The organism is Oscillospiraceae bacterium, from assembly GCA_035380125.1.
Taxonomy (GTDB): Bacteria; Bacillota; Clostridia; order Oscillospirales; family JAKOTC01; genus DAOPZJ01.
Genome location: DAOSWV010000002.1, coordinates 117653 through 139325 on the forward strand (window position 1 = coordinate 117653; position 21673 = coordinate 139325).

The following is a 21673-nucleotide window of genomic DNA, read 5'->3' on the forward strand; positions in this document are numbered from 1 at the left end:
CTGTTATCCTGCCGAGGTTGCAATTGTGCGGGCGGAATGGTAAAATAAGTTCGAACTTTTTAAGGGGGGGATCGGCCTTGATTCTTGTCGTCGACGGAAACAGCATTATCAACAGGGCTTTTTACGGCATCAAGCTGCTCACGACCAAGGACGGCCGGTTTACCAACGCCGTCTACGGCTTTTTGAATATGCTCGACGCCATCCGCGAACAGGTCAAGCCCGACGGCATCGCGGTCGCGTTCGACATGCGCGGCAAGACCTTCCGCCACGAGATGTACGAGCCCTATAAAGCCGGACGAAAAGGCATGCCCGAAGAACTTGCCGCGCAGCTGCCTGTGACCAAAGAGGTATTGGCGGCACTCGGCTGCGAAATCGTGACTTGCCCGGGTTTCGAAGCCGACGATATTTTAGGCGCGTATGCTGCCGCCTGCGAACAGGCCGGTGAACCGTGCGTGATCGCGACCGGCGACCGCGACAGTTTACAGCTGGTGCGTCCCAATGTGTCTGTCAGGATCGCCAAGACCACAATGGGTGCGGCGGACTCGGTATTATATGATGAGCAAAAAATCCAAGAGGAATACGGCGTGCCGCCCAAAGCGCTGATCGATGTCAAGGCGCTGGCGGGTGACAGCTCCGACAATATCCCGGGCGTCGCCGGCGTCGGTCCCAAAACCGCCTGCGACCTGATCGCGAAATTCGGTTCGCTGGACGGGGTCTATGAACACCTCGAAAGCCCCGACATCAAGGACGGCGTACGCAAAAAGCTGACCGAGAGCCGCGAAAACGCCTATATTTCAAAAAAACTGGGCACCATCGTGACCGATCTGCCGCTGAAGATCAATCTGGATGAGCTGAAAGCCCGAAAACGTGATGATACGAAACTGCATGCGCTGTTTGTCGAGTTGGAATTTTTCAAACTGCTGAAAAAATACGGGCTGGAGAACGTGGCCGCCGAAACGCCGGCTGCGGTGAAAACAACCGTTGAAGTGAAACGCGACAGCCGGGATATTTATGATCTTAAAGATTATCACAAACAACATTTGGACGAGGTTTTGCCCGAAAATATCTTCGATCCGATGCTGGCGGCCTATCTGATCAACCCGCTGGCCTCAAATTATGCCCTCGACCGCCTGCTGACCGAATACGGCTGCGGAGAGGATGGGTTTGATCTGCTGTGTCAAGTGCTGTCCGACAAGGTGGATGACATGGGTATGACGCCGCTGCTGCGCAATATCGAACAGCCGCTGGCGGTGGTTCTCGGCGATATGGAAATCGCGGGGATCCGGGTCGAAAAAGAGGGGCTTGAGCGGTACGGCGCGGAGATGACACAAAAAGCCGAAACCGTGAAGCAGGAGATTTACGAGCTGGCGGGTGAGGAATTCAACATCGGCTCGCCCAAGCAGTTATCCTATATCTTATTTGAAAAACTGGGGCTGCCGACCGCCCGCAAGACCAAGAGCGGCTACAGCACCGACGCCGACGTATTGGCCAATTTAGCGCCGGAAAATCCCATCGTCGAAAAGGTATTATTGTACCGCCAATACACCAAACTGATCTCGACTTACTGCGAGGGGCTGGCCAAGGAGATCGCGGAGGACGGACGGATTCACACGACTTTTATTCAGACCGAGACCCGCACCGGACGCATCAGCAGCGCGGAACCGAACTTGCAGAATATCCCCGTGCGGACCGAACTCGGGCGGCAGCTGCGCGAATTTTTTGTCGCAGAGCCGGGGTATGTGCTGCTTGACGCCGACTACTCTCAGATCGAACTGCGCGTGTTGGCGGCGGTGGCGGGCGACGAGAACATGAAAGCCGCGTTTGCAAGCGGGTTGGACATTCACACCAAGACGGCTTCGGAAGTTTTCGGGTTACCGGAAGTGATGATCAATTCCACGCTGCGCAGCCGCGCCAAGGCCGTCAATTTCGGCATTGTGTACGGAATCGGCGCCTACTCGCTGTCGCGTGACATCGGGGTCACGGTGGCCGAAGCCGACCGATACATCAAGAATTATCTGGCCGCATACCCGGCCATTGCCGAGTTTTTAACCGACACGGTCGAACAGGCCAAAAAGGACGGATTCGTCTCGACCTATTTCGGACGGCGCAGACCGCTGCCGGAACTCGGTTCGTCCAATATGAATATCCGCAATTTCGGCGAGCGGGCAGCCAAGAACACAGCCATTCAGGGAACCGCCGCCGACATCATCAAAATTGCGATGATTCGGGTGGCAAAACGCTTAAAGGACGAGGGATTAAAAGCACGGTTGATTTTACAGATTCACGACGAACTGATTGTCGAAGCGCCGACGGATGAGGCGGATTTTGCCGCCGTGATTTTAAAAGAGGAGATGGAGCGCGCCGCAGAACTCGGCGTTTCGTTGGCCGCCGACGTCTCAAGCGGACAAAACTGGCTGCAAGCGAAAAATTGATTTTAACAGAGGTATTAGTATGAATGTTTTATTTGTCTGCACGGGCAACACCTGCCGCAGTCCGATGGCGGAGGCTTTTGCGCAGGAATATGCGAAAAAACACGGTCTTGACGTGATGTGCAAAAGCGCGGGACTGGCTGCGTTTGAAAGCGATACGGTCAGCGATAATGCCGTCGCGGTGCTGGCTGCCGAGAGGTTAAACGCCGTCACCACCCAGCCGATTCGCTTCACAAGAGAACTGGGCGCGTGGGCCGACGCGATCTATGTGATGAGTGAACAGCACCTCGATTTTATCAAGATGCGGTTTTCGGAATTTGCAGGTAAGACCAAACTGCTGGGCGACGGGATTCCCGACCCCTACGGCAAGGATTTGGACGCCTATTCCGAGTGTTACCGGCAGCTGAAGACCCATATCAAGAGGATTTTTGATGAACTCGGACATTGAGGTCAAAACGCTTGCGCCGGAATTTTATCAGGCGGTTTACGAGTTGGAAAACGCGGTTTTTTCGTCACCTCGTTCTTTATCAATGATTAAAGAGGACGCAGAGAATCCGCGCGCGGTGTTTTTAGCGGGGTTTTGTGACGGCGCATTTGCCGGATACGGCGCATTTGGGTATGTTTTGGACGAGGGGTATATCGGCAATATCGCGGTGTGTCCGGCGTTTCGGCGGCGCGGCGTCGCCTCGGCGATTTTGGACGAATTCGACCGAAAGGCTAAAGTACTTGGGCTGCGGTTTTTATCGCTTGAAGTGCGTGCCAGAAACAGCGCGGCTATTTCATTATACGAAAAGCACGGATATGTAAAAATGGGTCTGCGCAAGGGGTTTTATGTCAAACCCGACGACGACGGGCTGATTTATACGAAGGAGTATCCGGGGCAGTAATGGCAGAAAAGCCGTAAACCATAATCAGTCCGAGATTCTTCGCTGCACTCAGAATGACAGAGCCGCTTGCGCTCGGAATGACAAACTACAGTGACGGAAAGATGGTACATCAATGAGGATATTGGCGATTGAGAGCTCCTGTGATGAGACCGCCGCCGCGGTCGTGGAAAACGGCCGGACGGTGCTTTCTTCGCTTGTCAACTCGCAGGTCGCGGAACACGCGCAATACGGCGGCGTCGTGCCCGAGATCGCCTCGCGCAGACACGTCGAAAATATCGGCGGGTTGGTGAGAGGCGCCCTGGAAAAAGCAAATATGACACTCGCGGAGGTCGACGCGGTGGCGGTGACCTGCTGCCCGGGGTTGATCGGTGCGCTGCTCGTCGGCGTCAATTTCGCCAAGGGACTGGCATTTTCCGCGGGAAAACCGTTGATCGGCGTGCATCACATCCGCGGACATGTGGCAGCAAACTATATCGCATATCCCGAACTCAAACCGCCGTTTTTTGCCCTGATCGTCTCCGGCGGGCACACGGTCATCGCAAGAGTAAAAGATTATACGAAATTCGAGATTGTCGGAACGACCCGCGACGATGCGGCGGGAGAGGCGTTTGACAAAGCTGCGCGGGTGTTGGGGTTTCCGTATCCGGGCGGGATTTATATCGACAGGGCGGCAAAGACAGGCAACCCGCATGCTTATAAACTGCCGATGCCGATGATTGATGGGCATCCGTATGATTTTTCATTTTCGGGTTTGAAAACCGCTGTGATCAATCTGGCGCACAACGCGGAGCAAAAGGGCGAATCCCTGAACCCGGACGACCTTGCTGCGAGTTTTCAGCACACCGCCGTGACGATGTTATGCGACCGGTTTTTCGCGGCAGCCGAACAATACGGAGAGAAAAAGTTGGTGCTTGCGGGCGGTGTCGCGGCTAATTCGGGGCTGAGAAGCGAACTGCAAAAACACGCTTCGGCTGGCGGATATGAGCTGTTTATTCCGCCGCTTTCGCTGTGCGGCGACAATGCGGCGATGATCGGCGCACAGGCCTACTATGAGTTTTTGGCGGGCAATATCGCCGACAACACCCTGAACGGAACGGCGTATATGTCGATTGATTATGAAAGTGGGTCGAAACAATGGAAAACATCGTTGTGATCGGAGCAATGGCGGGTGAGATCAAGCCGCTGATCGAACTGCTCGGCGCGAGAAAAACGCGCAACGGCGACTGGAGCAAGGGGAACATTAAAATCTGCCACTCCGGGGTCGCCAAGGTGAACGCGGCGATTACGGCACAGCGGGCGATTGATACTTATAAACCGAAGTTTATTTTGAATATCGGCATCAGCGGCGCACTGGACCCGTCGCTTAAAATCGGAGAAATCGTGGTCTGCGGGGCTTTTTCGTATCACGATGTTGCACCCGACGAGATTTTCGCCAACCACCCAACCCTTGGCGGCGAGCGCAAAGCCGATGAAAAACTGGCCGAAAAGGCCCTTGCCGCCTGTAAAACGCTGGGATTTTTATACCGAACAGGCAAGGCGGTCAGCGGCGACCAGATTATCTTTGACGCAAATCACGCGAAAAAATTGTTTGAAAAGGGCGGCACGGTCGTCGATATGGAGAGCGGTGCGCTGTCGCATACCTGCCTCGTCAATCAGGTGCCGTTCTGCGCGGTGCGGGCGGTGTCGGATTTCGCCGACGAAAACGCCCTGTCAGAAATGGAGCGGCAGGAACATATTTTAGCGGTGAAACTGGCGCGGGTTGCGATGGAGATGCTGTATGAAAGCCGTATTACGATAAAATAATTCGTATCAATTCATATAAAGAGGAAGATGAAAGGGTAAAAATGATAAAACTGATCGGTGTGAATGAAGATAATTGGATTGAAATCGTAAAATTGAGCGTTACGGATAAACAAAAGAACTTCCTTGACAGTCCGATCGGAATTATTGCGCGGGGATATGTATATAGAAATCAGAATGCAAGAGTTCTGGGAATCGCAGAGAACGGTCAAATCATAGGGGTCGCTTTGGTAAAGGATTTGGATGAAGAACCTGCTTGCTATGATCTTCAGCAATTTATGATTGATCAATGTTTTCAGAATAAAGGATACGGAACCGAGGCGCTTCAACAGCTCTTGATCATGCTTGGCAAAGAAAGGAAATATCAATGCGTTGAGGTTTGCGTCAATAAAACGGATATTTCTGCGCTTCGTATGTATGAGAAGGTGGGATTTCAAGACACAGGATATATTGATGATAATTGTCCGGATTGCCTGAACCTGATGTATTATTTCGATTGATTAAGCGGTAAAACCGGCGGAAATCGCATGGATTTACTACGGGCATAGCGTACAGAACAAAGAAAAATTAGATTTTATCCGGTCTTTCGATCTGATCACTGCCGGGTGCCGATTTCCTTCGCTGCAAGTGTTCGATCAGCATATTGACGCCGACACCCGCAGAAACCACCAGTCCCCCGAAAAAAGTCATCCAAGAGTAGCCTTGTTTTGTGATTAAATCCAGAACGATTCCCGCAAAGACCTGTCCGATGAACGCCAGCAGCGTCAGTCGGAACGAAGGGATTTTCGGCACAATGATGTTGAAAACAAGCACGATGATCACGCCGAATATGCCGCCGAGATAAATCCACCAGTGGGAGGATAAGGTAAAACCGTTAAAAACGGCATCACTTCTACCCAGCAAAAAGAGTGCGGCCACGGTGACGGGAAGCCCGACGATATGGTTGATATAAGAACCTCTCAGGGCGCCGGTGTGTTGTGCCAACCCGCCGTTGACCGTGCGTGACAGCACAACGGTGACGCCTCCGAAAAATGAAAAAGCGACCGCGTACAGCGCATTTACGGCGCTCTGATTCAACATCATGAAAATCCCCACGGCGGCAAAGGCGAGTCCGATCAGCGTCGATTTTTTAAAAGGGTATTTTCGCATGCCGAACAGACCGAAATTGTCGATGAGCAGCGAAGTGACGGTTTGTCCCAAAAGTCCCAATGCGACGATGCCCGTCAAACTGATTTTGCCGTAGGCAAAGTTATAAAAAGCGGTCGTCAATACGCCGATTGCACCGCCGGTATAAAGCCACCAGGTGATTTTTTGGGGGAATGCGATAGGTTGGCGCTTGACAATCAAAAGCAGAAAAGCAAAGGCACTGCCGATAATATGGATGATGACAGCCGCGCCGAATACCCCGTATTGAGTTGTTAAACCGCCGTTGACCGCAACCATCACGGCGACGATCATGCCGGTCAGCAGTGACAACAGATCAAACATAACGTCACCTCCTGCAATTTGTTGACAGCGGGGAATTGACCCGCCGCGCACAGAATTTTTATTTCAAACAGGAACGGTATTATTGATAAGCGTCCGCGAGGCGGCAGAAGTCGGCGACCGAGAGCTGCTCGGCGCGCATGCGGGGATCAATATCGGCTGCTGCCAACACGGCGGCGGCTTTTTCTTTGCCCGAAAGCACCGACAGGGAATTATGCAGCGTCTTGCGGCGCTGATTGAATGCCGCGCGCACTACTTTGAAAAAGGTGCTTTCGTCAGCGGCTTTCACGGGCGGCTCGTCGTAGATATTCAATCGGATGACCTGACAATCGACGTTCGGGGCGGGCAGAAAACTGCCGCGCGAGACGTCGAATAAAATCTCGGGCTTGGAGCGGTAATGCACCGTCACGCTGACGGCGCCGCATTCGCGGCTCGGCGGCACCGCGCACAGGCGAACGGCCAGTTCTTTTTGCAGCAGCACCGTGATGCCTTTGAATTTTGCGCCGCTCTCCAAAAACCGCATGATGAGTTCGGTGGAGATATAAAACGGCAGATTGGCGCAAACCACAACGGGCATGTCGCCGAAATGTTCTTTGATAAATGCGGGCAGGTCGAGTTTGAGTGCGTCCGAAAAGACAATTTCGACGTTTTCAAGATCGCCGATCGTCTCGGCCAGCACCGGTGAAAGCCGCTTATCGAGCTCGACCGCGACGACCTTTTTTGCGCGTTTAGCCAGTTCGTTCGTCAGCATGCCCGCTCCCGGCCCGACTTCAAGTACGCCGATGCCGTCACAGCCGCTGCCTGCCGCCATTTTTGGCGGGACCGACGGATTGATTAAAAAGTTTTGTCCGATCGACTTGGTGAACGAAAAGCCGTGCTTTTTCAGGATTTCGTTGGCTCGGGAAGCGGTGAGTTCCATGAGATACCGTCCTTTTTTAAAAAATTAAGCGGTTTGACAAGAAGGGAATGTTTCAAAACGTTTATCTCTATAAGCAACGCTTGACAGATTTTAGGGCGGAATGTTATAATAGCGGAGATTTGGGCGGCATATAAATAGAACCGACGCCGTCTTTTCACAACGTTTGAAAGGGTGATTTTGTGAGACGCGATAAGCACAATTATTATCTGGATATCGCGCAGACTGTCCTCGAGCGGTCAACTTGTCTGCGCCGCCGCTTCGGAGCCGTCATCGTTAAAAACGATGAGATTGTCTCGACCGGTTATAACGGCGCGCCGCGCGGCCGTGCCAACTGTACGGATCTGGGTTACTGCGTCCGCAAAAAAATGAATATTCCGCGCGGGGAGAATTATGAGATCTGCCGCTCGGTTCACGCCGAGGCCAATGCCATCATCTCAGCGCCGCGCTACGAGACCATCAATGCTACGCTTTATCTGGTTTGTCAGGATGCCGAAACCGGTGACCTTGTGGCCGGGACGATGTCGTGTACAATGTGCAAGCGGCTGATCATCAACGCCGGGATCAAGACGGTCATTATCCGCAATACGCCCGAGGAATATACGATCGTCGATGTTCAGCGGGACTGGGTGGCCGATGACGAGACCCTGAAAGGGATTTTTAATTATTAATATGACAGATGTGACCTATTCTGAAGCGGCGATGTCCGATCTCCACGCGCTTGCGGCAATGCGCATTCGGATGATTGAGGAGGAGCATCCGCTTCCCGACGGGCAGAAGCGTTTGATCTCCGAAAATACGAAACAGTTTCTTTTTGATGAGATTTCCAAAGATACGGCCGTCGTCTGGACGGCTGTTTTTTCTGAGCAGCTGATCGGCATGGGAACTGTTAATTTCTTTTCGCTGCCGCCCAACGACTGGTGCCTGAACGGAAAAACCGCTTACATCGGGAATCTGTATGTGCTGCCGGAATTTCGCAGAAAAGGGATTGCTTCCGAACTGCTTTCCCGTTTAAACGAGGAAGCAAAAAAGCGGGAATGCCAGCGAATTTTACTGCATACCACCGAGGCAGGCAGGCCGCTTTATGAAAAATTCGGGTTCGAGGCCTCACCTTCGGCGATGGCGCTCTATCCGTTCGGTATCAAGCCGGAGAGTTGATCTCCGGCATTATTTTTCCGATTTGCTCTTTTGGGCGCGGTAGCAGATATCAGCGAGCAGGCGGTCGGGGGAGATGCGCGCGCCGATACGGGCGAACTTGATAAGAAATCCGGGATTGATGGGGGATTTTCCCCGCTCGATCCCCTTGATTGCGGTGCGTGCGATTGCCTGGGCGCTCTTGCCTCTGATGCCGAAGGATACGCCGGCGACTTCATTGAATTCCGTATCGAAGGGACCGGGGCATAACGCCAGTACCCGCACTTTGCTGCCCGACTTGCGCAGTTCGGCATCAACCGATTGGGAGAGCTTGAGCACATAGCCCTTGGTCGCGTAATAAGTCGCCATCAACGGGCCGATCATGTAGGCCGCGACACTGGCGACATTTAATATCGTGCCGGAATTTTTAGCGGTCATCTTGGTCAAAAACAGTTTCATCAACGTGTGCAGCGCCTTGCAGTTCAGGTCGACCATTGCAAGTTCGCGGTCGAGTTCGGTCTCGGTGAATTCACCGAACAGTCCGAAGCCCGCGTTGTTGATAAGCAAATCGATATTTTCATCGGCGACTGCATCAAACAGCGCCTTGCAGCCCTCGAATGTACCCAGGTCGGCGGGAATGACACGTGATTCGCCCGGCAGGATTTTAGCCAATTCTTCGAGTCGATCCACTCTGCGGGCAACTAAAATCGTGCGCCAGCCCTTGTCTGAGAGTTGTTTTGCAAGTTCGGAGCCGAGACCCGAGCTTGCGCCTGTAATAAGTGCGGTTTTCATGGAATTTGTACGTCCTTTCCAAAAGGGTGGTTATGTGAATAGATTGTTTCACTCATCTCAATAGGAGGGGGATTTGCGGGCGGCCATATGGGGCTGAACCTACGGTTGCGATAGAGGCGATTACGGTATCCTTTCCGGTTAGTTAACAGTTGGCAGTTAAGAGTGAGCAGTGACAGCACAGTTAACTTCTCTTTTTAAACATAAAAAATCCGGAAATTTCACTTTGCATTGTTAACTGTCAACTGGTTGCTTAGTTGTTAACCCTTTAATAAGGAATATCACCGTACACTTTTAACTGTGAACTGCTAACTTGGTTTGTTTTTGTCCATACCTCGCGGCGGCGACGGCGGCGTAATCGCCGACCGATTCGCCCAGACCCGCATAGACGATGCGGCAGACTGCGGCGGCGAACGGAAGCGCTTCACGTGCGATAACTCGTTCGGCAATCTGGGCAAAACGGGGCTCGCGGCCGTAGATGGAGCCGATGACAATGAGCTCGGGATTGATGATGTCGATGATATTCGAAAGGCCGATGCCCAGTTTCTCGCCGCATTCTTCGATGACAGAGAGGGCGAATTCATCACCCGCATCGGCGGCGTCGCTGACGGATTTGGCCGTGATTTCGGTATTTTTTAACAGTGTTGTTTTACCGGTTTTCAGATAAGCGGGCATGCGTTCCTGTGCAAGCCGCGCAATGCCGCCGCCCGAGCAATACCCCTCGAACGAGCCGCGCTTACCGTAACCCACCGGACCGTCGTCGGCGATGCGCATATGTCCGACTTCGCCGCCCATATCGTTGGTGCCGCTGTAGAGCTTTCCGTCAAGGATCAATCCGCTGCCCATGCCGGTACCGAACGTCAGAAACACGACGTTTTGATAGCCCTTTCCCGCACCCCAGAGCCATTCGGCAAGGGCACAGGCGTTGGCGTCGTTTTGCAGGAAAGCAGGCGCGTCGACCGCGTTTTGAAGCGGGGTAACGATGTCGATATTAGTCCAATTGGGCAAGTTCGGCGGACAGAGGATAAGTCCTTTTTTGCTGTCCAGGGGACCGCCGCAGCTGATGCCGACCGCGTCGATGGTTTGCCCTTCGGACAGCTCCTTGGCGTATTTGACCAGCAGGGCGATGGTCTCTTCGGGCGTCGGCAGGGTGGCGAATTTGATTTTTTTGACGATCTCGGGAGGGTTTCCGTCCCGCCAGAGGGAGACCGCGCATTTGGTGCCGCCGATATCGACGGAGATATATTGTTTCATAATAAATGAACTTCTTTCTGCGACGTTTTTTACTTTATCAGGCCGGGATTATTTGATTTTGTGCCGAATTTAATTCGGAAAATCTTTAACCACGCGGGTTTATGTCAACTCGGCGGGATCATGAGGGCGTTCCCTCAGGTCATCCCGCCCTACAGGACTGTGTCAATCAGGGTCGGTTTTGAAAACGGAACGGTCAAGACCGTTCCCTACAGGTTTTAGGGTGTGGTGTAGATGAGTTCGAGGTTGCCGGTCAGGGTCAGTTTGACAGTATTGACCGGGATGAATGCGCCGTCGCCTTTTTTAACGGCTTGTCCGTTGATTTCACCGGTTCCGCCCAAAATTGTGATCAGTCCCCAGGTTTTTTTGCAGGGGATCTCGCCGCTGCCGTGATAATGAGTAGAAGTGAAATAGTCGCACCGGGCCAATACCGTGCGTTCGAGCGTTCCGATTTTACGCGTTTTACCGCGTGGTTTTCCGCTGGGTCTTGACGGGGAGAGATCGGACGCCTCAGCGGCTTTTTGAATGTGCAGTTCGCGGGGCTTGCCGTCGGGGCCGGGACGGTTATAATCAAAAATGCGGTAGGTGAGGTTGCTGGACTGCTGGATTTCGCAGATCAGCAGTCCGGCGCCGATGGCGTGGATGGTGCCTGCGGGGATGAAAAAGACGTCGCCCCTTTTGCATTCAACTTTATTGAGCAGATTGCAGACGGTACCGTCTGCAATGCTGTCGGAAAATTCTTTTGGGGTTACATGGTTCTTAAAGCCGTAATAGATGAAAGCGCCGGGTGCGGCGTCCATGACGTACCACATCTCGGTCTTACCGCGTCCGTTTTCGTGCGCGGCGGCATATTTATCGTCGGGGTGCACCTGGATTGAGAGGTCACGCGCGGCGTCAATGAATTTGACCAGCAGCGGAAAATCTCCGTTGTACTCGCCGCACAGTTCCGGATGCGCGCTTAAAATATCACCGAGCGGTTTGCCGTCGAATTCTCCGCCCGCAGCGGTCGATTGTCCCGCCGGATGTGCCGAGACCACCCATGCTTCGGCAATGCGGGGAAAATTTTTGTCGTATCCGAATTCCGTGACGAGCCGGGTTCCGCCCCAGATGATGTCTTTTAACGCGGGTTTTAGCAATATCAAGTCCAAAATGACACACCTCCGATTTTGATCGAATCTATTTTACCACACAGATGCGGGAAATACAAAGGTTGAATTTCCTGTTTCTGAGAGGTATAATGTCTTTGTGTCAGTTAAGATGCAAATGTGTCGAATAACGGCATGGGAGGGAATAGATAAAATGGCAGCGATAAAGAGAACCGTCAGGAGAAATCCGAGACGGTCAAAAGCAAAAAAGGCGCAGATTTCGAATGTGATGTTGGCAATATTTGCCTTGGTGCTGGTTGTTGCGGCGGGTGGGACGCTGTGGTATGTCCTGGATAACCGGCAGACGTTGGATGGCGCTTTTACCAATCAGGCCAGCTGTACCGTCGGAGACGTATCTGCGATAAAGACCGTCGAAAAACAGCGGTATTATACAATTGAAACGCAAGAACCCGAGGAAGCTGAACAAGCAATCTCTGAAGTGTATGATACGAATATTCGAGAATTTCAAACACGGCTTCAAAATCTGTTGAACACAAAAACGCTCAATCGGGATGATCCCGCAAAACTGACCATCGGCTTCAGCTTTGAGACGTTTGAACAATACACAACTTATACGATACATACCGAAGAATATATTTCTGCGGGAAATCCGGAAAACAAAACCGCTGATTACCGGATAATCTTTGACGGGGATACCCGGCTGAGCGCAGCAGACTTGTTTAAAAGCGGCGTGGATTATACCGCAAAACTATCCGATCTGGTCGGTGAGAGCCTTTCAGATCTTGACGGAAAACTTGCATTGACCGATGAGGGGTTGGAGGTATGTTCCGAAAATACCGCCGTAATTGACTATACCGCTCTGTATCATTTGATGGCCATTACTTTGCCTGAAAAATACAAACCCGTTGAGCCGACGCCCATTGATCCGAAAGTCGAAAAAGTGGTTGCCCTGACGTTTGATGACGGGCCCTATTCTGCAGTAACCGATAAATTACTCGATCTGCTGGATCAGTACAACGCCAAGGCGACTTTCTTTGTGGTCGGCTATAATGTGGACTATTATCCCGACACCGTTCGCGATATCGTTAACCGCGGGCATTGCATCGGGGTGCACTCGACAGAACATAAAACACTGACCAAAATGACGGATGAGGAAATTAAAAAAGACATTTTCGGCATGCAGGATAAAATCGAGAAGATCTGCGGCGTGCGGCCCAATCTTCTTCGCCCGGTCGGAGGCCATATCACCCAACACATTGCGGATATGCTGAATATGCCGGTTATTCTCTGGGACTGCGATCCGTGCGACTGGAAATACCGGGATGCCGACAAGGTGGCAGAGGAAGTGATGGAACATATCAAAAGCGGAGATATCATACTTTCACATGATATTTATGAGTCTACATACGAGGCCTATGAGAAGATCATTCCGATACTGGCCGAACAGGGTTATCGCTTCGTTACGGTCGAGGAGTTGATTGGTTACACCGATGGTGCGTATGCCGGAAAGATCATCCGCTACCGTGATTTATGTCGTGAAATGCGAAGAGACGGCGTGTTTGAACAAAGGTGCCAAGATAAAAATTTTTGATAAAAAGAACCCGGGGCATTTGCAAAATGCCGCGGGTTCTTTTATAATGGGAAACGGATCTAAAAAATGCTTTAGGAGGCACAAACATGTATTGTCCCAAATGCGGATCACAGATTGACGACGGTGCGAAATTCTGCGGGAAATGCGGCGAGCAACTCACCGAGCCCGTACAGCCCGTTCAACAACAGGCCTATCAACCGGCTCCGCAAGTTCAACCGGTTCAGCAGTATCAACCGCAAAACACGGGACTGATCGGCTGGTCGGAGAATTACAGGCATCCTCTGATTGTGGAAAAGGCGGAAAAGCAGAAAAAAGGCGGTGTGATTTTCTCCGTTGTTTTAATGGCTGTCTTTCTGATCGGTTTTACCATTGCGGGATTTGCGGTGGATGATATGTCGCCGGTCGAGGGAATCATTGTCGGCGTTTTGCTGGCACTGATGACGCTGATCATTTTGCTGGTGCGCATGGCTAAGATGAAAAAGCCGATTTGGGAAGGCACCGTAACCGATAAAAAATCCAAACGCAAGACCGATACCGACAACGATGGCAATATCTCAAGGGATTATATCCAATACACCGTTTACATAACCGGTGTCGACGGCAGTAAGAAAAAAATTACGACCAATGATAACCGGGTGTGGTATGACTATCTGCAAGTGGGGGAGCGGGTGCGGTTTCATCCCAACCTCGGCACTTATGAAAAATATGATAAATCCAGAGACAGCTATCTGATGTGTAATGTCTGCGGCAAACGGTGCGATATCAGTGAGGATGTTTGCCGGTTCTGCAAAAGCCCGCTGTTTAAGGGTTCAGGCACCGGTTTTTAACGTCTGAATCAGCAGTTTGATGGCTTGAGCGAAATATCAACAGGGTGTATTTGTCTAATATGCTCTATACCGATGCTTTGGTCCGACCGCATTTCGGCGTTTTTTTCATTGAAAAATTCCCGTTTGCACTTGAAAAATTCGCATTTTTGGTATAATATAGTACAGGAATGCCGAATGGTCGGCATTGGTTAAAAATTATTGGAGGTTTTACTGATGGTAAGAGTAGCTATTAACGGTTTCGGAAGAATCGGCCGCCTTGCGTTCAGACAGATGTTTGGCGCCAAGGGATATGAAGTCGTCGCGATAAACGACCTCACCAGCCCGAAAGTGCTGGCGCACCTTTTGAAGTATGACAGCTGTCAGGGCAGATATGCGCTGGGCAATACCGTGACATCCGGTGAGGATTCCATTACGGTCGACGGCAAGCAGATTAAGATTTATGCCGAGAAAAATGCAGCGGATTTGCCGTGGGGCAAGCTGGACATCGACGTCGTGCTCGAGTGCACCGGCTTCTATACGTCCAAGGACAAGGCGCAGGCACACATCGACGCAGGCGCAAAAAAGGTCGTCATCTCGGCTCCGGCCGGCAGCGATCTGCCCACCATCGTCTTCGGCGTCAATGAGGGCACGCTGACCAAGGATGACACCATCATCTCGGCAGCTTCCTGCACCACCAACTGCCTGGCCCCGATGGCCTACACCCTGAACAAGTACGCACCCATTCAGAGCGGCATCATGACCACCGTCCATGCCTACACCGGTGATCAGATGACACTTGACGGCCCGCAGCGCAAAGGCGATCTGCGCCGTTCCCGTGCCGCAGCGGTCAATATCGTGCCGAACTCCACCGGCGCCGCAAAAGCGATCGGTCTGGTTATCCCCGAGCTCAACGGCAAACTGATCGGCTCGGCTCAGCGCGTTCCGGTTCCGACCGGCTCCACCACCATTCTCGTCGCTGTCGTCAAGGGCAAAGACGTGACCAAAGAGGGCATCAACGCCGCGATGAAAGCCGCCGCGAATCCGTCTTTCGGTTACAATGAGGATGAGATCGTCTCTTCCGACGTCATCGGCATCACAGTCGGCTCGCTGTTCGACTCCACCCAGACCATGCTCACCAAGATCGACGATGACACCTATCAGGTGCAGGTCGTGTCCTGGTATGACAACGAGAATTCCTACACCAGCCAGATGGTCCGTACCATCAAGTATTTCGCGGAACTCAAGTAAGCGATTTAATCCGAACCAAAGAGCCGTCTTTTCGGGCGGCTCTTTTTTGTGTTGACGGATGCGTGTGCGTTTTGTTATACTTTCAAAGTAGGAATTACCCCAATCGAACAGAAGGAAAGAAGAATGAGAGGAAAATTACTGTTCTCACTTTTGATTGTTTTTATGTTGGCGCTCACGGCCTGTGTAAAGCCATTCGAGCCTGTGCCGGCGTCTGCTGAGAGCGTTGAAAGCACGGAGAGCACGGCGTATGTCTCGGAACCTGTATCCGATGAGGTCGTCGTGATTGCAGACCCCGTGCTTGAACAACTGGTACGGGATAAGATCGGGAAATCCGAAGGCGATATTCTCGCGTCGGATATGGCGAATCTTTACTCGTTAAACATCAACAATCAGGAGACCCCGGTGGCAAAACTCGACGGGATGGAATATGCCGTCAATCTTTCCGACTTTTCGTATCGGTACGGCGAACTCGAATCGCTGTCCCCCATCGCAAATTGCCGGGAGCTGAGTTATCTCAATGTCAGTTATTCCACCGTTGCGCAAAGTCCCGTTGATTTTAACACACCGGTGTTGGAACGCGTCGGATTCACCGACACCGCTATTCCGGATTTTTCGTTCTTGCAAAATGTGACATCGATGACGAATGTAACTTTTTCGCAGTGCGAAATCACTTCAATTGCGTTCTTGCAAAACAGCGTGGGATTAGAAGAAGTTAATTTATCGGATAACAGCATTGCCGATTTAAACCCCCTCAGCGGCAAAATCGAGTTAACAAGTCTCAGAATTGATAAAAATGAAGTTACTGATCTCGATCCGCTGTCGAGCTGTATAAAGCTGAACTATATTAATATTTCATATAACCATGTGACCAACCTTGCGCCCATCATGCAGCTGGTCGATTTACAGGAAGTACGGGCCTATGAGGAGTTGGATCAGAGGATCATCGACAGGGCTCAAATTCAAGCCCTGATTGACCGGGGAATAACGGTCGATTATCACGCGTAATTAATTCATATATGGTAAAAAGCCCACGGGGGAGATGAGTTCATCTCCCCCGTGGGCTTTAGATTTTTATTTAATTAATCTTAAAGGTTGTGATCTTATGATGATTTTTTAAGTGATTTTATTTGTCTTTGTACAAACTTAACAAGCTCCACCAGCGGGATGATCGCAAAAGCGAGGGCTAAAGCGATGGCGTATTCGGCGAGGGATATGGGAGCAAAACCGAAGGTGACGGATAAGAAAGGAATATAGATGACGGCCGTGGTCAGCAGCAACGCGCCGATGGCAGCGCTCCAGAGCCAGATGTTTTGACGCTTGATGGTGAAAATCGAACCTCGGCGTGAACGCATATTAAACGAGTGAAAGATCTCGGCCATCGACATGGTTAAAAACGCCATGGTCATGCCGTCCGGGCTGTTGGCGATTTCCCAGACACCCGATTCGATACGGTGGCCGATGAAGTAGGCGGCAAGCAGCAGGATCGCCACGAGCGCGCCCTGATAGATCGTATCCCGGCCGACGCCGCCTGAGAAGATCCCGGCCTTGGCGTCGCGCGGTTTTTGCCGCATGGTATCGGCTTCGCCGTGTTCCATACCGAGCGCCAACGCGGGCAGGCTGTCGGTGATCAGGTTGATCCAGAGAATGTGGATGGGCTTGAGTAAAGTAAAGCCCAGCATGGTTGCGATGAAAATACCCAGAACCTCGCTGAGATTGGACGAGAGCAGGAACTGGATAGCCCTGCGGATATTGGCATAGATTCTTCGGCCTTCTTCGACGGCGGCAACGATGGTGGCGAAATTATCGTCGGCTAAAATCATATCGGCGACGTTTTTGGTGACGTCGGTGCCCGTGATGCCCATGCCGATGCCGATATCGGCGGATTTGATGCTGGGTGCGTCGTTGACGCCATCACCGGTCATGGCCGTGATCCTGCCCCTGCGCTTCCACGCATTGACGATGCGCACCTTGTGTTCCGGCTGGACGCGGGCATAGACATGATAATTTTCAATCTGCCGGTCGAGTTCCTCGTCCGACATACCGTCGAGTGCCTGACCCAAGATAGCTTGTGAAGAATCGGTCAGAATGCCGAGGTCTTTGGCGATGGCTATTGCGGTGTCGATGTGGTCGCCCGTGATCATGACCACGCTGACGCCGGCGTCGCGGCATTTGTCGACAGCGGCTTTCACCTCCGAGCGGATGGGGTCAATCATACCGCACAGACCGAGAAAGATCAGGTCGTTTTCCAGTGTCTCGGGTGCGAAATTGCCCGGCTTTTGAGAGAGGTCTTTATAAGCGCCCGCAAGTACGCGCAGGGCGTTGTCGGCCATGGCTTTGTTGGCACGGCGGATATTTTCTTTCAGCGCGTCGGTCAGCGATACAACACCATCTTCAGTCAGGATATGGGTGCAGCGCTTTAAAATCTCGTCGGGGGCACCTTTGGTATATTGGATAAAGCCGTTTTGCGCGGAATGGACGGTAGTCATCATTTTGCGCATCGAATCGAAAGGCGCTTCGCCGATGCGCGGTGCGGTCTTTTTGAGTTCGTTTTTATTCAATGAGCGTGTATAAGCGTAATTGACCAGTGCACACTCGGTCGGTTCGCCGACGGCGGTCTGAGCTTGTTCGTCGAATTCGGCGTCGGTACACAGGCACATGGCCGCGGCGAGTTTTAAGTCATCGGCGCTTTCGGCTTTGACGACTGTCATCTTGTTCTGGGTCAGCGTGCCTGTCTTGTCGGAGCAGATGACCTGCGTGCAGCCCAAGGTCTCCACGGCGGTCAGGCGGCGGATGACGGCATTGCGCTTTGCCATTTTAGTCACACCGATTGACAGCACGATGGTGACCACGGCAGCGAGGCCTTCCGGGATGGCGGCGACCGCCAGACTGACGGCCAGCATAAAGGTGCTGATAACAACCTCGGTTGAGAACGCACCCGCTTTGAGAACGCCCGCGCCGAAGATCACGATACAGATACCTAAGACGATCCATGTCAGAATCTTGGAGAGCCCCGCCAGTTTGACCTGCAGCGGAGTGGCCTCCTCTTTGGCTTGGGTCAGCGCGTCGGCGATTTTGCCCATCTCAGTCTTCATGCCGGTATCGCAGACGACGGCGACGCCGCGCCCGTAGACCACGGTGCTGCCCATATAGACCATATTCCGGCGGTCACCAAGCGAAATTTCACGGTCACCTTCGAGCACATCAGCCGTCTTTTCGGCCGGTACCGATTCGCCGGTCAGCGCGGCTTCTTCGACTTTCATCGAGGCACATTCGAGAATTCGGGCATCGGCGGGGACCGAATCTCCGGCTTCAAGATGGATGATATCACCGGGAACGAGGTCCTCGCTTTTAATAATTGCGAGTTTTCCGTCGCGCAGCACTTTTGAGGTGGACGCTGTCATGGTTTTGAGTGCTTCAATGGCCTCTTCCGCCTTGCTCTCCTGCACGATGCCGAGAATCGAATTGAGGATGACGACAAATAAGATAATGAACACATCGGCCATGGACTCGCCTTCGTAGGCCGCCGTAAAACCCGAGAGAGCAGCCGCGATCAGCAAAACGATGATCATCGGGTTAGCCAGCTGTTTGAAAAACCGGGTGAATAAACTCGTCTTTTTGGGTTCTGCGAGTTTGTTTTTTCCGTAAGAAAGCTGCCGCTGTTCGGCTTCCGGTGCGGATAGGCCCGAAACGGACGATTTGAGCGATTGCAGGACGTTTTCTTTGGTTTGTCGATAATAAGACATTCAAGGTTCTCCTCATGTTCAAAATAAACAAAAGACCCAAGTGCAATTTGTCTGCCGCGCTTTCGGCACGGCGACAATTGTAAATGAGTCTCGTTTATCAGTAATCATTATTGACTACTTTTTGATATGCCAGACCGAAAGGCCATGCATGTTGACATATCACACTTGCGTGAAACTACTCCCTCAAGAGCACTCTGTCAGGGCTATATTACTATAATTGCAGATGGTTGTCAAGATTTTCAGGCTTTATTAGCCTTGCACTTGCGGAAGTGTGTAGCTCCAGGATTCGCCGTCCCATACGCAGGGAATTTCTACGCTCTGGGTCTCATCGGGACTTTGAACCTCCACATTGAGTATGAGTGTGTTGTCGGTAATTGCAGCGTCTACAATTGTCAGCAAATAAGCATTGAGCGTGCCGTCTTCGCCGACATAGCCTTCTGCCGTAAGCTGTGCCAAATCGGCCGCGTGGGAATTCTTGCCGAACGCCGTCATTGCGACATAAACCAGCGCACTCTTTTCGGAGATCGAAAGGTTGTTGGCTTGAGAGAGATTGATGCCGACGGGCAGGTCTGTCATAAACGGTCTGTTGTCACAGGAACTGCTTAGAACTGATAAGTAAAGACCGACCAGATCTCCGTCGTTACTCTTGATTTGAACATATTGCGCGTTGATCAGCTGAGCCGGATAACTCTCGGCAATCGAGCCGTCAAAGCCGATTTCGACGATCAAACCTTTTACCAACTCGCCGCTCTCGACTTCTTCTCCGTCTGCGTTGAACACTTTCAGATTATTGACTCCGGTGATTTGATAAACGCCGCCGGCTGATTCATATTCGCCGGTTCCGGCAAGAGTGATTATTGTCACGGTGTTGTTGGCGCCGATGACAGTCGAGACAATTTTTCCGGTGAAAACAGCGGTTGTCCGGGGAATTTTAGCCCCGCAACCGAATGTGCCCAGCAGCATAACTACCGCAAATAAAATGGCAAAGAGTTTTTTCATGCGTGCCTCCGTCTGGTTGGATGATACCTAATCATATATAGAATTTGCAAAAAAGTCAAGCGCAAATCGAACGCGTGCCTCTTTATTATAATATGTATATAAGATGTATCGGGGGAGAAATTTGTTACGCTGTTGACAAATTTTATGCACGTGGTTAAAATGAGAAATGAATGGAGGGGTTTTATGACATGTCCAAATTGCAGGTCCACGATTCCGGACAACAGCCGGTTTTGCGAATTTTGCGGTGCAACCATTGAACAGCAGGCGGCTTATACTTCGCCGGCACCCATATCCGATACGGTATATGTGAGTCAATTTCCTCAAAAGGCCCGTGAAATCGCAGCGGGTCCCCTGATGTTATGGCTGGCGATTCTGTTTTCGGCACAATTCGCTTTTAATGTGGTGGCGTCCGGGTTGTTTTCGCTCGCTTTGCTCATCACCATTCCCGAATTGATCGCTTACTGGATGATCTATTCAAATGCCAAGAGCACTGAACCGGGGAATCACAGCGGATTGAAACTGCTGAGAGGGTATTATAATTTTATATTCGTCTTTATGATTGTACTCAGTTCAATCATCGTATTGGCCGGAATTGTCGGCGGGATAGCCATAAGCGCTATCGGCAATGAGGTCGGCGGGATTGCGGGCGCGGTTGTTCTCGTCCTTGCGGTTACCGTATTGCCGATCGCGTTGGGGGCGGCCTGTTTTATTCTTTGGGCACAACGGAAATATGTACGCTCGCTATACGACGGTGTCACTGCTGATGGGAAACCCCAGTGGTCAATCTTCATTGCAGTGCTGTTGTTCCTGGCTGCTTTAAACGCATTCTCCTCAATCTCAAATACGCTTGTGTTGAATTCACATTATTATACACAGATGATGGGTGAGATGCTCACTCGGCTTCCTCCCAGATTGTCTAATTATCTGTCAGGCCTTATCGGTTCTTTGACCGGATATAAGGCCGTGTTCGGTTCCCTGCAGGCACTTTGCAGCTGCGGCGCTTCGGTGATTGCCGGCGTTATTGTACTTAAACTGAAGAATGCTGAATAAGCATATGAAATCCGTTTTTAACGGTTTTCGACGTTTTGTATAATCCGCAGCATTTATTACATCTTCCAAAAATTATGTCGAATAAAATCGAAAAAAGTTCTTGACAGGCGCTTGACCGTGTGATATTATGGTCGAGCGCCTTTTGAAAGGCACCATGTTGGTCCACACGGTGGGCATCTCGGCAGAGAGTTTCCAAAAAAGTTGCCAAAAATATTTTTTGAGTTTTTTCGAAAAAGAGGTTGACAACAGCACAGGTAACATGGTATAATTCAATTCCGCGCTTTGGGGCGGACAAATGGTGTACCAAGAGGTGCACAGGAAGTCTGAAACAGTGAGCGGAAGCGCAAAAGATGCGCTGCGTGTTAAAATCACGCAACACACGAGGGACCTTGAAAATTAAACGATATTGAAAAAGCGAAGCGCAAAACTGTCAATAAAT

At 51.6% G+C, this 21673-nt stretch carries 20 protein-coding genes; 13 read left to right on the forward strand and 7 right to left on the reverse strand.

Annotation, left to right across the window (positions count from 1 at the left end; genetic code table 11):
* The first annotated feature begins 77 nt into the window (after positions 1-77).
* The 6 genes from PK629_01140 (at position 78) to PK629_01165 (ending at position 5616) form a co-directional block, all read left to right on the forward strand.
* Entirely contained in the window at positions 78-2432 is a 2355-nt protein-coding gene (locus tag PK629_01140; protein HOP10076.1) for a DNA polymerase I, read from the forward strand.
* 19 nt (positions 2433-2451) lie between these two features.
* A complete protein-coding gene (locus PK629_01145; protein ID HOP10077.1) occupies positions 2452-2877 on the forward strand; it encodes a low molecular weight protein arginine phosphatase in 426 nt (141 codons plus the stop codon).
* Entirely contained in the window at positions 2861-3316 is a 456-nt protein-coding gene (rimI, locus tag PK629_01150) for a ribosomal protein S18-alanine N-acetyltransferase (GenBank protein ID HOP10078.1), read from the forward strand. Before PK629_01145 ends, rimI begins: the two co-directional genes overlap by 17 nt.
* A gap of 112 nt (positions 3317-3428) precedes the next feature.
* The gene (tsaD, locus tag PK629_01155) at positions 3429-4469 is read left to right on the forward strand and encodes a tRNA (adenosine(37)-N6)-threonylcarbamoyltransferase complex transferase subunit TsaD (GenBank protein HOP10079.1); all 1041 of its coding nucleotides are present in this window, start codon (positions 3429-3431) and stop codon (positions 4467-4469) included.
* Positions 4451-5119, forward strand: coding sequence for a 5'-methylthioadenosine/S-adenosylhomocysteine nucleosidase (mtnN, locus tag PK629_01160; GenBank protein HOP10080.1), 669 nt, complete (start codon positions 4451-4453; stop codon positions 5117-5119). Before tsaD ends, mtnN begins: the two co-directional genes overlap by 19 nt.
* Before the next feature lie 41 nt (positions 5120-5160).
* Positions 5161-5616, forward strand: a complete 456-nt coding sequence (locus PK629_01165) for a GNAT family N-acetyltransferase (protein HOP10081.1) — start codon at positions 5161-5163, stop codon at positions 5614-5616.
* A gap of 67 nt (positions 5617-5683) precedes the next feature.
* On the opposite strand, the gene PK629_01170 is transcribed toward PK629_01165, so the two are convergent.
* The gene (locus tag PK629_01170; GenBank protein ID HOP10082.1) at positions 5684-6604 is read right to left on the reverse strand and encodes a DMT family transporter; all 921 of its coding nucleotides are present in this window, start codon (positions 6602-6604) and stop codon (positions 5684-5686) included.
* A 79-nt stretch (positions 6605-6683) separates the two neighbouring features.
* Positions 6684-7520: a 16S rRNA (adenine(1518)-N(6)/adenine(1519)-N(6))-dimethyltransferase RsmA gene (gene rsmA, locus PK629_01175; protein ID HOP10083.1), complete on the reverse strand. Its 837-nt coding sequence runs from the start codon at positions 7518-7520 to the stop codon at positions 6684-6686.
* Positions 7521-7699: 179 nt separating this feature from the next.
* On the opposite strand from rsmA, the gene PK629_01180 reads away from it, so the two are divergent.
* Both PK629_01180 and PK629_01185 read left to right on the forward strand, forming a co-directional pair.
* Positions 7700-8188 (forward strand): deaminase, encoded by a 489-nt coding sequence (locus tag PK629_01180; GenBank protein HOP10084.1) that lies wholly within the window; start codon positions 7700-7702, stop codon positions 8186-8188.
* Position 8189: 1 nt separating this feature from the next.
* Positions 8190-8675, forward strand: a complete 486-nt coding sequence (locus PK629_01185) for a GNAT family N-acetyltransferase (protein HOP10085.1) — start codon at positions 8190-8192, stop codon at positions 8673-8675.
* Between the two features lie 9 nt (positions 8676-8684).
* Here the strand turns inward: PK629_01185 and PK629_01190 are convergent, their stop codons facing one another.
* The 3 genes from PK629_01190 to PK629_01200 form a co-directional block, all read right to left on the reverse strand.
* Positions 8685-9443: an SDR family oxidoreductase gene (locus PK629_01190; GenBank protein ID HOP10086.1), complete on the reverse strand. Its 759-nt coding sequence runs from the start codon at positions 9441-9443 to the stop codon at positions 8685-8687.
* A 291-nt stretch (positions 9444-9734) separates the two neighbouring features.
* A complete protein-coding gene (locus PK629_01195) occupies positions 9735-10694 on the reverse strand; it encodes an ROK family protein (protein HOP10087.1) in 960 nt (319 codons plus the stop codon).
* A gap of 215 nt (positions 10695-10909) precedes the next feature.
* Positions 10910-11839: a class I mannose-6-phosphate isomerase gene (locus PK629_01200; GenBank protein HOP10088.1), complete on the reverse strand. Its 930-nt coding sequence runs from the start codon at positions 11837-11839 to the stop codon at positions 10910-10912.
* A gap of 151 nt (positions 11840-11990) precedes the next feature.
* Here PK629_01200 and PK629_01205 point away from each other — a divergent pair, with 151 nt between their 5' ends.
* The 4 genes from PK629_01205 to PK629_01220 all read left to right on the forward strand — a co-directional run bounded on the left by PK629_01205 (position 11991) and on the right by PK629_01220 (position 16447).
* Positions 11991-13388, forward strand: coding sequence for a polysaccharide deacetylase family protein (locus tag PK629_01205; protein ID HOP10089.1), 1398 nt, complete (start codon positions 11991-11993; stop codon positions 13386-13388).
* Between the two features lie 86 nt (positions 13389-13474).
* The gene (locus PK629_01210) at positions 13475-14215 is read left to right on the forward strand and encodes a zinc-ribbon domain-containing protein (protein HOP10090.1); all 741 of its coding nucleotides are present in this window, start codon (positions 13475-13477) and stop codon (positions 14213-14215) included.
* A gap of 210 nt (positions 14216-14425) precedes the next feature.
* Entirely contained in the window at positions 14426-15442 is a 1017-nt protein-coding gene (gene gap / locus PK629_01215; protein HOP10091.1) for a type I glyceraldehyde-3-phosphate dehydrogenase, read from the forward strand.
* Positions 15443-15565: 123 nt separating this feature from the next.
* Positions 15566-16447 carry a hypothetical protein gene (locus PK629_01220; protein ID HOP10092.1) on the forward strand — a complete coding sequence of 294 codons (882 nt, stop codon included), beginning with the start codon at positions 15566-15568 and terminating at the stop codon, positions 16445-16447.
* 95 nt (positions 16448-16542) lie between these two features.
* Here PK629_01220 and PK629_01225 read toward each other — a convergent pair whose 3' ends face one another.
* Both PK629_01225 and PK629_01230 read right to left on the reverse strand, forming a co-directional pair.
* On the reverse strand, positions 16543-19185 hold the full coding sequence (locus tag PK629_01225) for a cation-translocating P-type ATPase (protein HOP10093.1): 2643 nt from the start codon (positions 19183-19185) through the stop codon (positions 16543-16545).
* 249 nt (positions 19186-19434) lie between these two features.
* A complete protein-coding gene (locus PK629_01230) occupies positions 19435-20184 on the reverse strand; it encodes a hypothetical protein (GenBank protein ID HOP10094.1) in 750 nt (249 codons plus the stop codon).
* Positions 20185-20367: 183 nt separating this feature from the next.
* Between PK629_01230 and PK629_01235 the strand changes: the two genes are divergently transcribed.
* The gene (locus tag PK629_01235; GenBank protein ID HOP10095.1) at positions 20368-21234 is read left to right on the forward strand and encodes a zinc ribbon domain-containing protein; all 867 of its coding nucleotides are present in this window, start codon (positions 20368-20370) and stop codon (positions 21232-21234) included.
* Positions 21235-21673 lie beyond the last annotated feature (439 nt).

Coding starts and splice junctions, on each gene's coding strand:
- PK629_01170 (HOP10082.1), bottom strand. CDS start 6,604: ATGTTTGATCTGTTGTCACTGCTGACCGGCATGATCGTCGCCGTGATG.
- PK629_01185 (HOP10085.1), top strand. CDS start 8,190: ATGACAGATGTGACCTATTCTGAAGCGGCGATGTCCGATCTCCACGCG.
- PK629_01235 (HOP10095.1), top strand. CDS start 20,368: ATGACATGTCCAAATTGCAGGTCCACGATTCCGGACAACAGCCGGTTT.
- PK629_01220 (HOP10092.1), top strand. CDS start 15,566: ATGAGAGGAAAATTACTGTTCTCACTTTTGATTGTTTTTATGTTGGCG.
- tsaD (HOP10079.1), top strand. CDS start 3,429: ATGAGGATATTGGCGATTGAGAGCTCCTGTGATGAGACCGCCGCCGCG.
- PK629_01230 (HOP10094.1), bottom strand. CDS start 20,184: ATGAAAAAACTCTTTGCCATTTTATTTGCGGTAGTTATGCTGCTGGGC.
- PK629_01195 (HOP10087.1), bottom strand. CDS start 10,694: ATGAAACAATATATCTCCGTCGATATCGGCGGCACCAAATGCGCGGTC.
- PK629_01165 (HOP10081.1), top strand. CDS start 5,161: ATGATAAAACTGATCGGTGTGAATGAAGATAATTGGATTGAAATCGTA.
- PK629_01145 (HOP10077.1), top strand. CDS start 2,452: ATGAATGTTTTATTTGTCTGCACGGGCAACACCTGCCGCAGTCCGATG.
- rsmA (HOP10083.1), bottom strand. CDS start 7,520: ATGGAACTCACCGCTTCCCGAGCCAACGAAATCCTGAAAAAGCACGGC.
- PK629_01225 (HOP10093.1), bottom strand. CDS start 19,185: ATGTCTTATTATCGACAAACCAAAGAAAACGTCCTGCAATCGCTCAAA.
- PK629_01210 (HOP10090.1), top strand. CDS start 13,475: ATGTATTGTCCCAAATGCGGATCACAGATTGACGACGGTGCGAAATTC.
- PK629_01205 (HOP10089.1), top strand. CDS start 11,991: ATGGCAGCGATAAAGAGAACCGTCAGGAGAAATCCGAGACGGTCAAAA.
- PK629_01190 (HOP10086.1), bottom strand. CDS start 9,443: ATGAAAACCGCACTTATTACAGGCGCAAGCTCGGGTCTCGGCTCCGAA.
- rimI (HOP10078.1), top strand. CDS start 2,861: ATGAACTCGGACATTGAGGTCAAAACGCTTGCGCCGGAATTTTATCAG.
- mtnN (HOP10080.1), top strand. CDS start 4,451: ATGGAAAACATCGTTGTGATCGGAGCAATGGCGGGTGAGATCAAGCCG.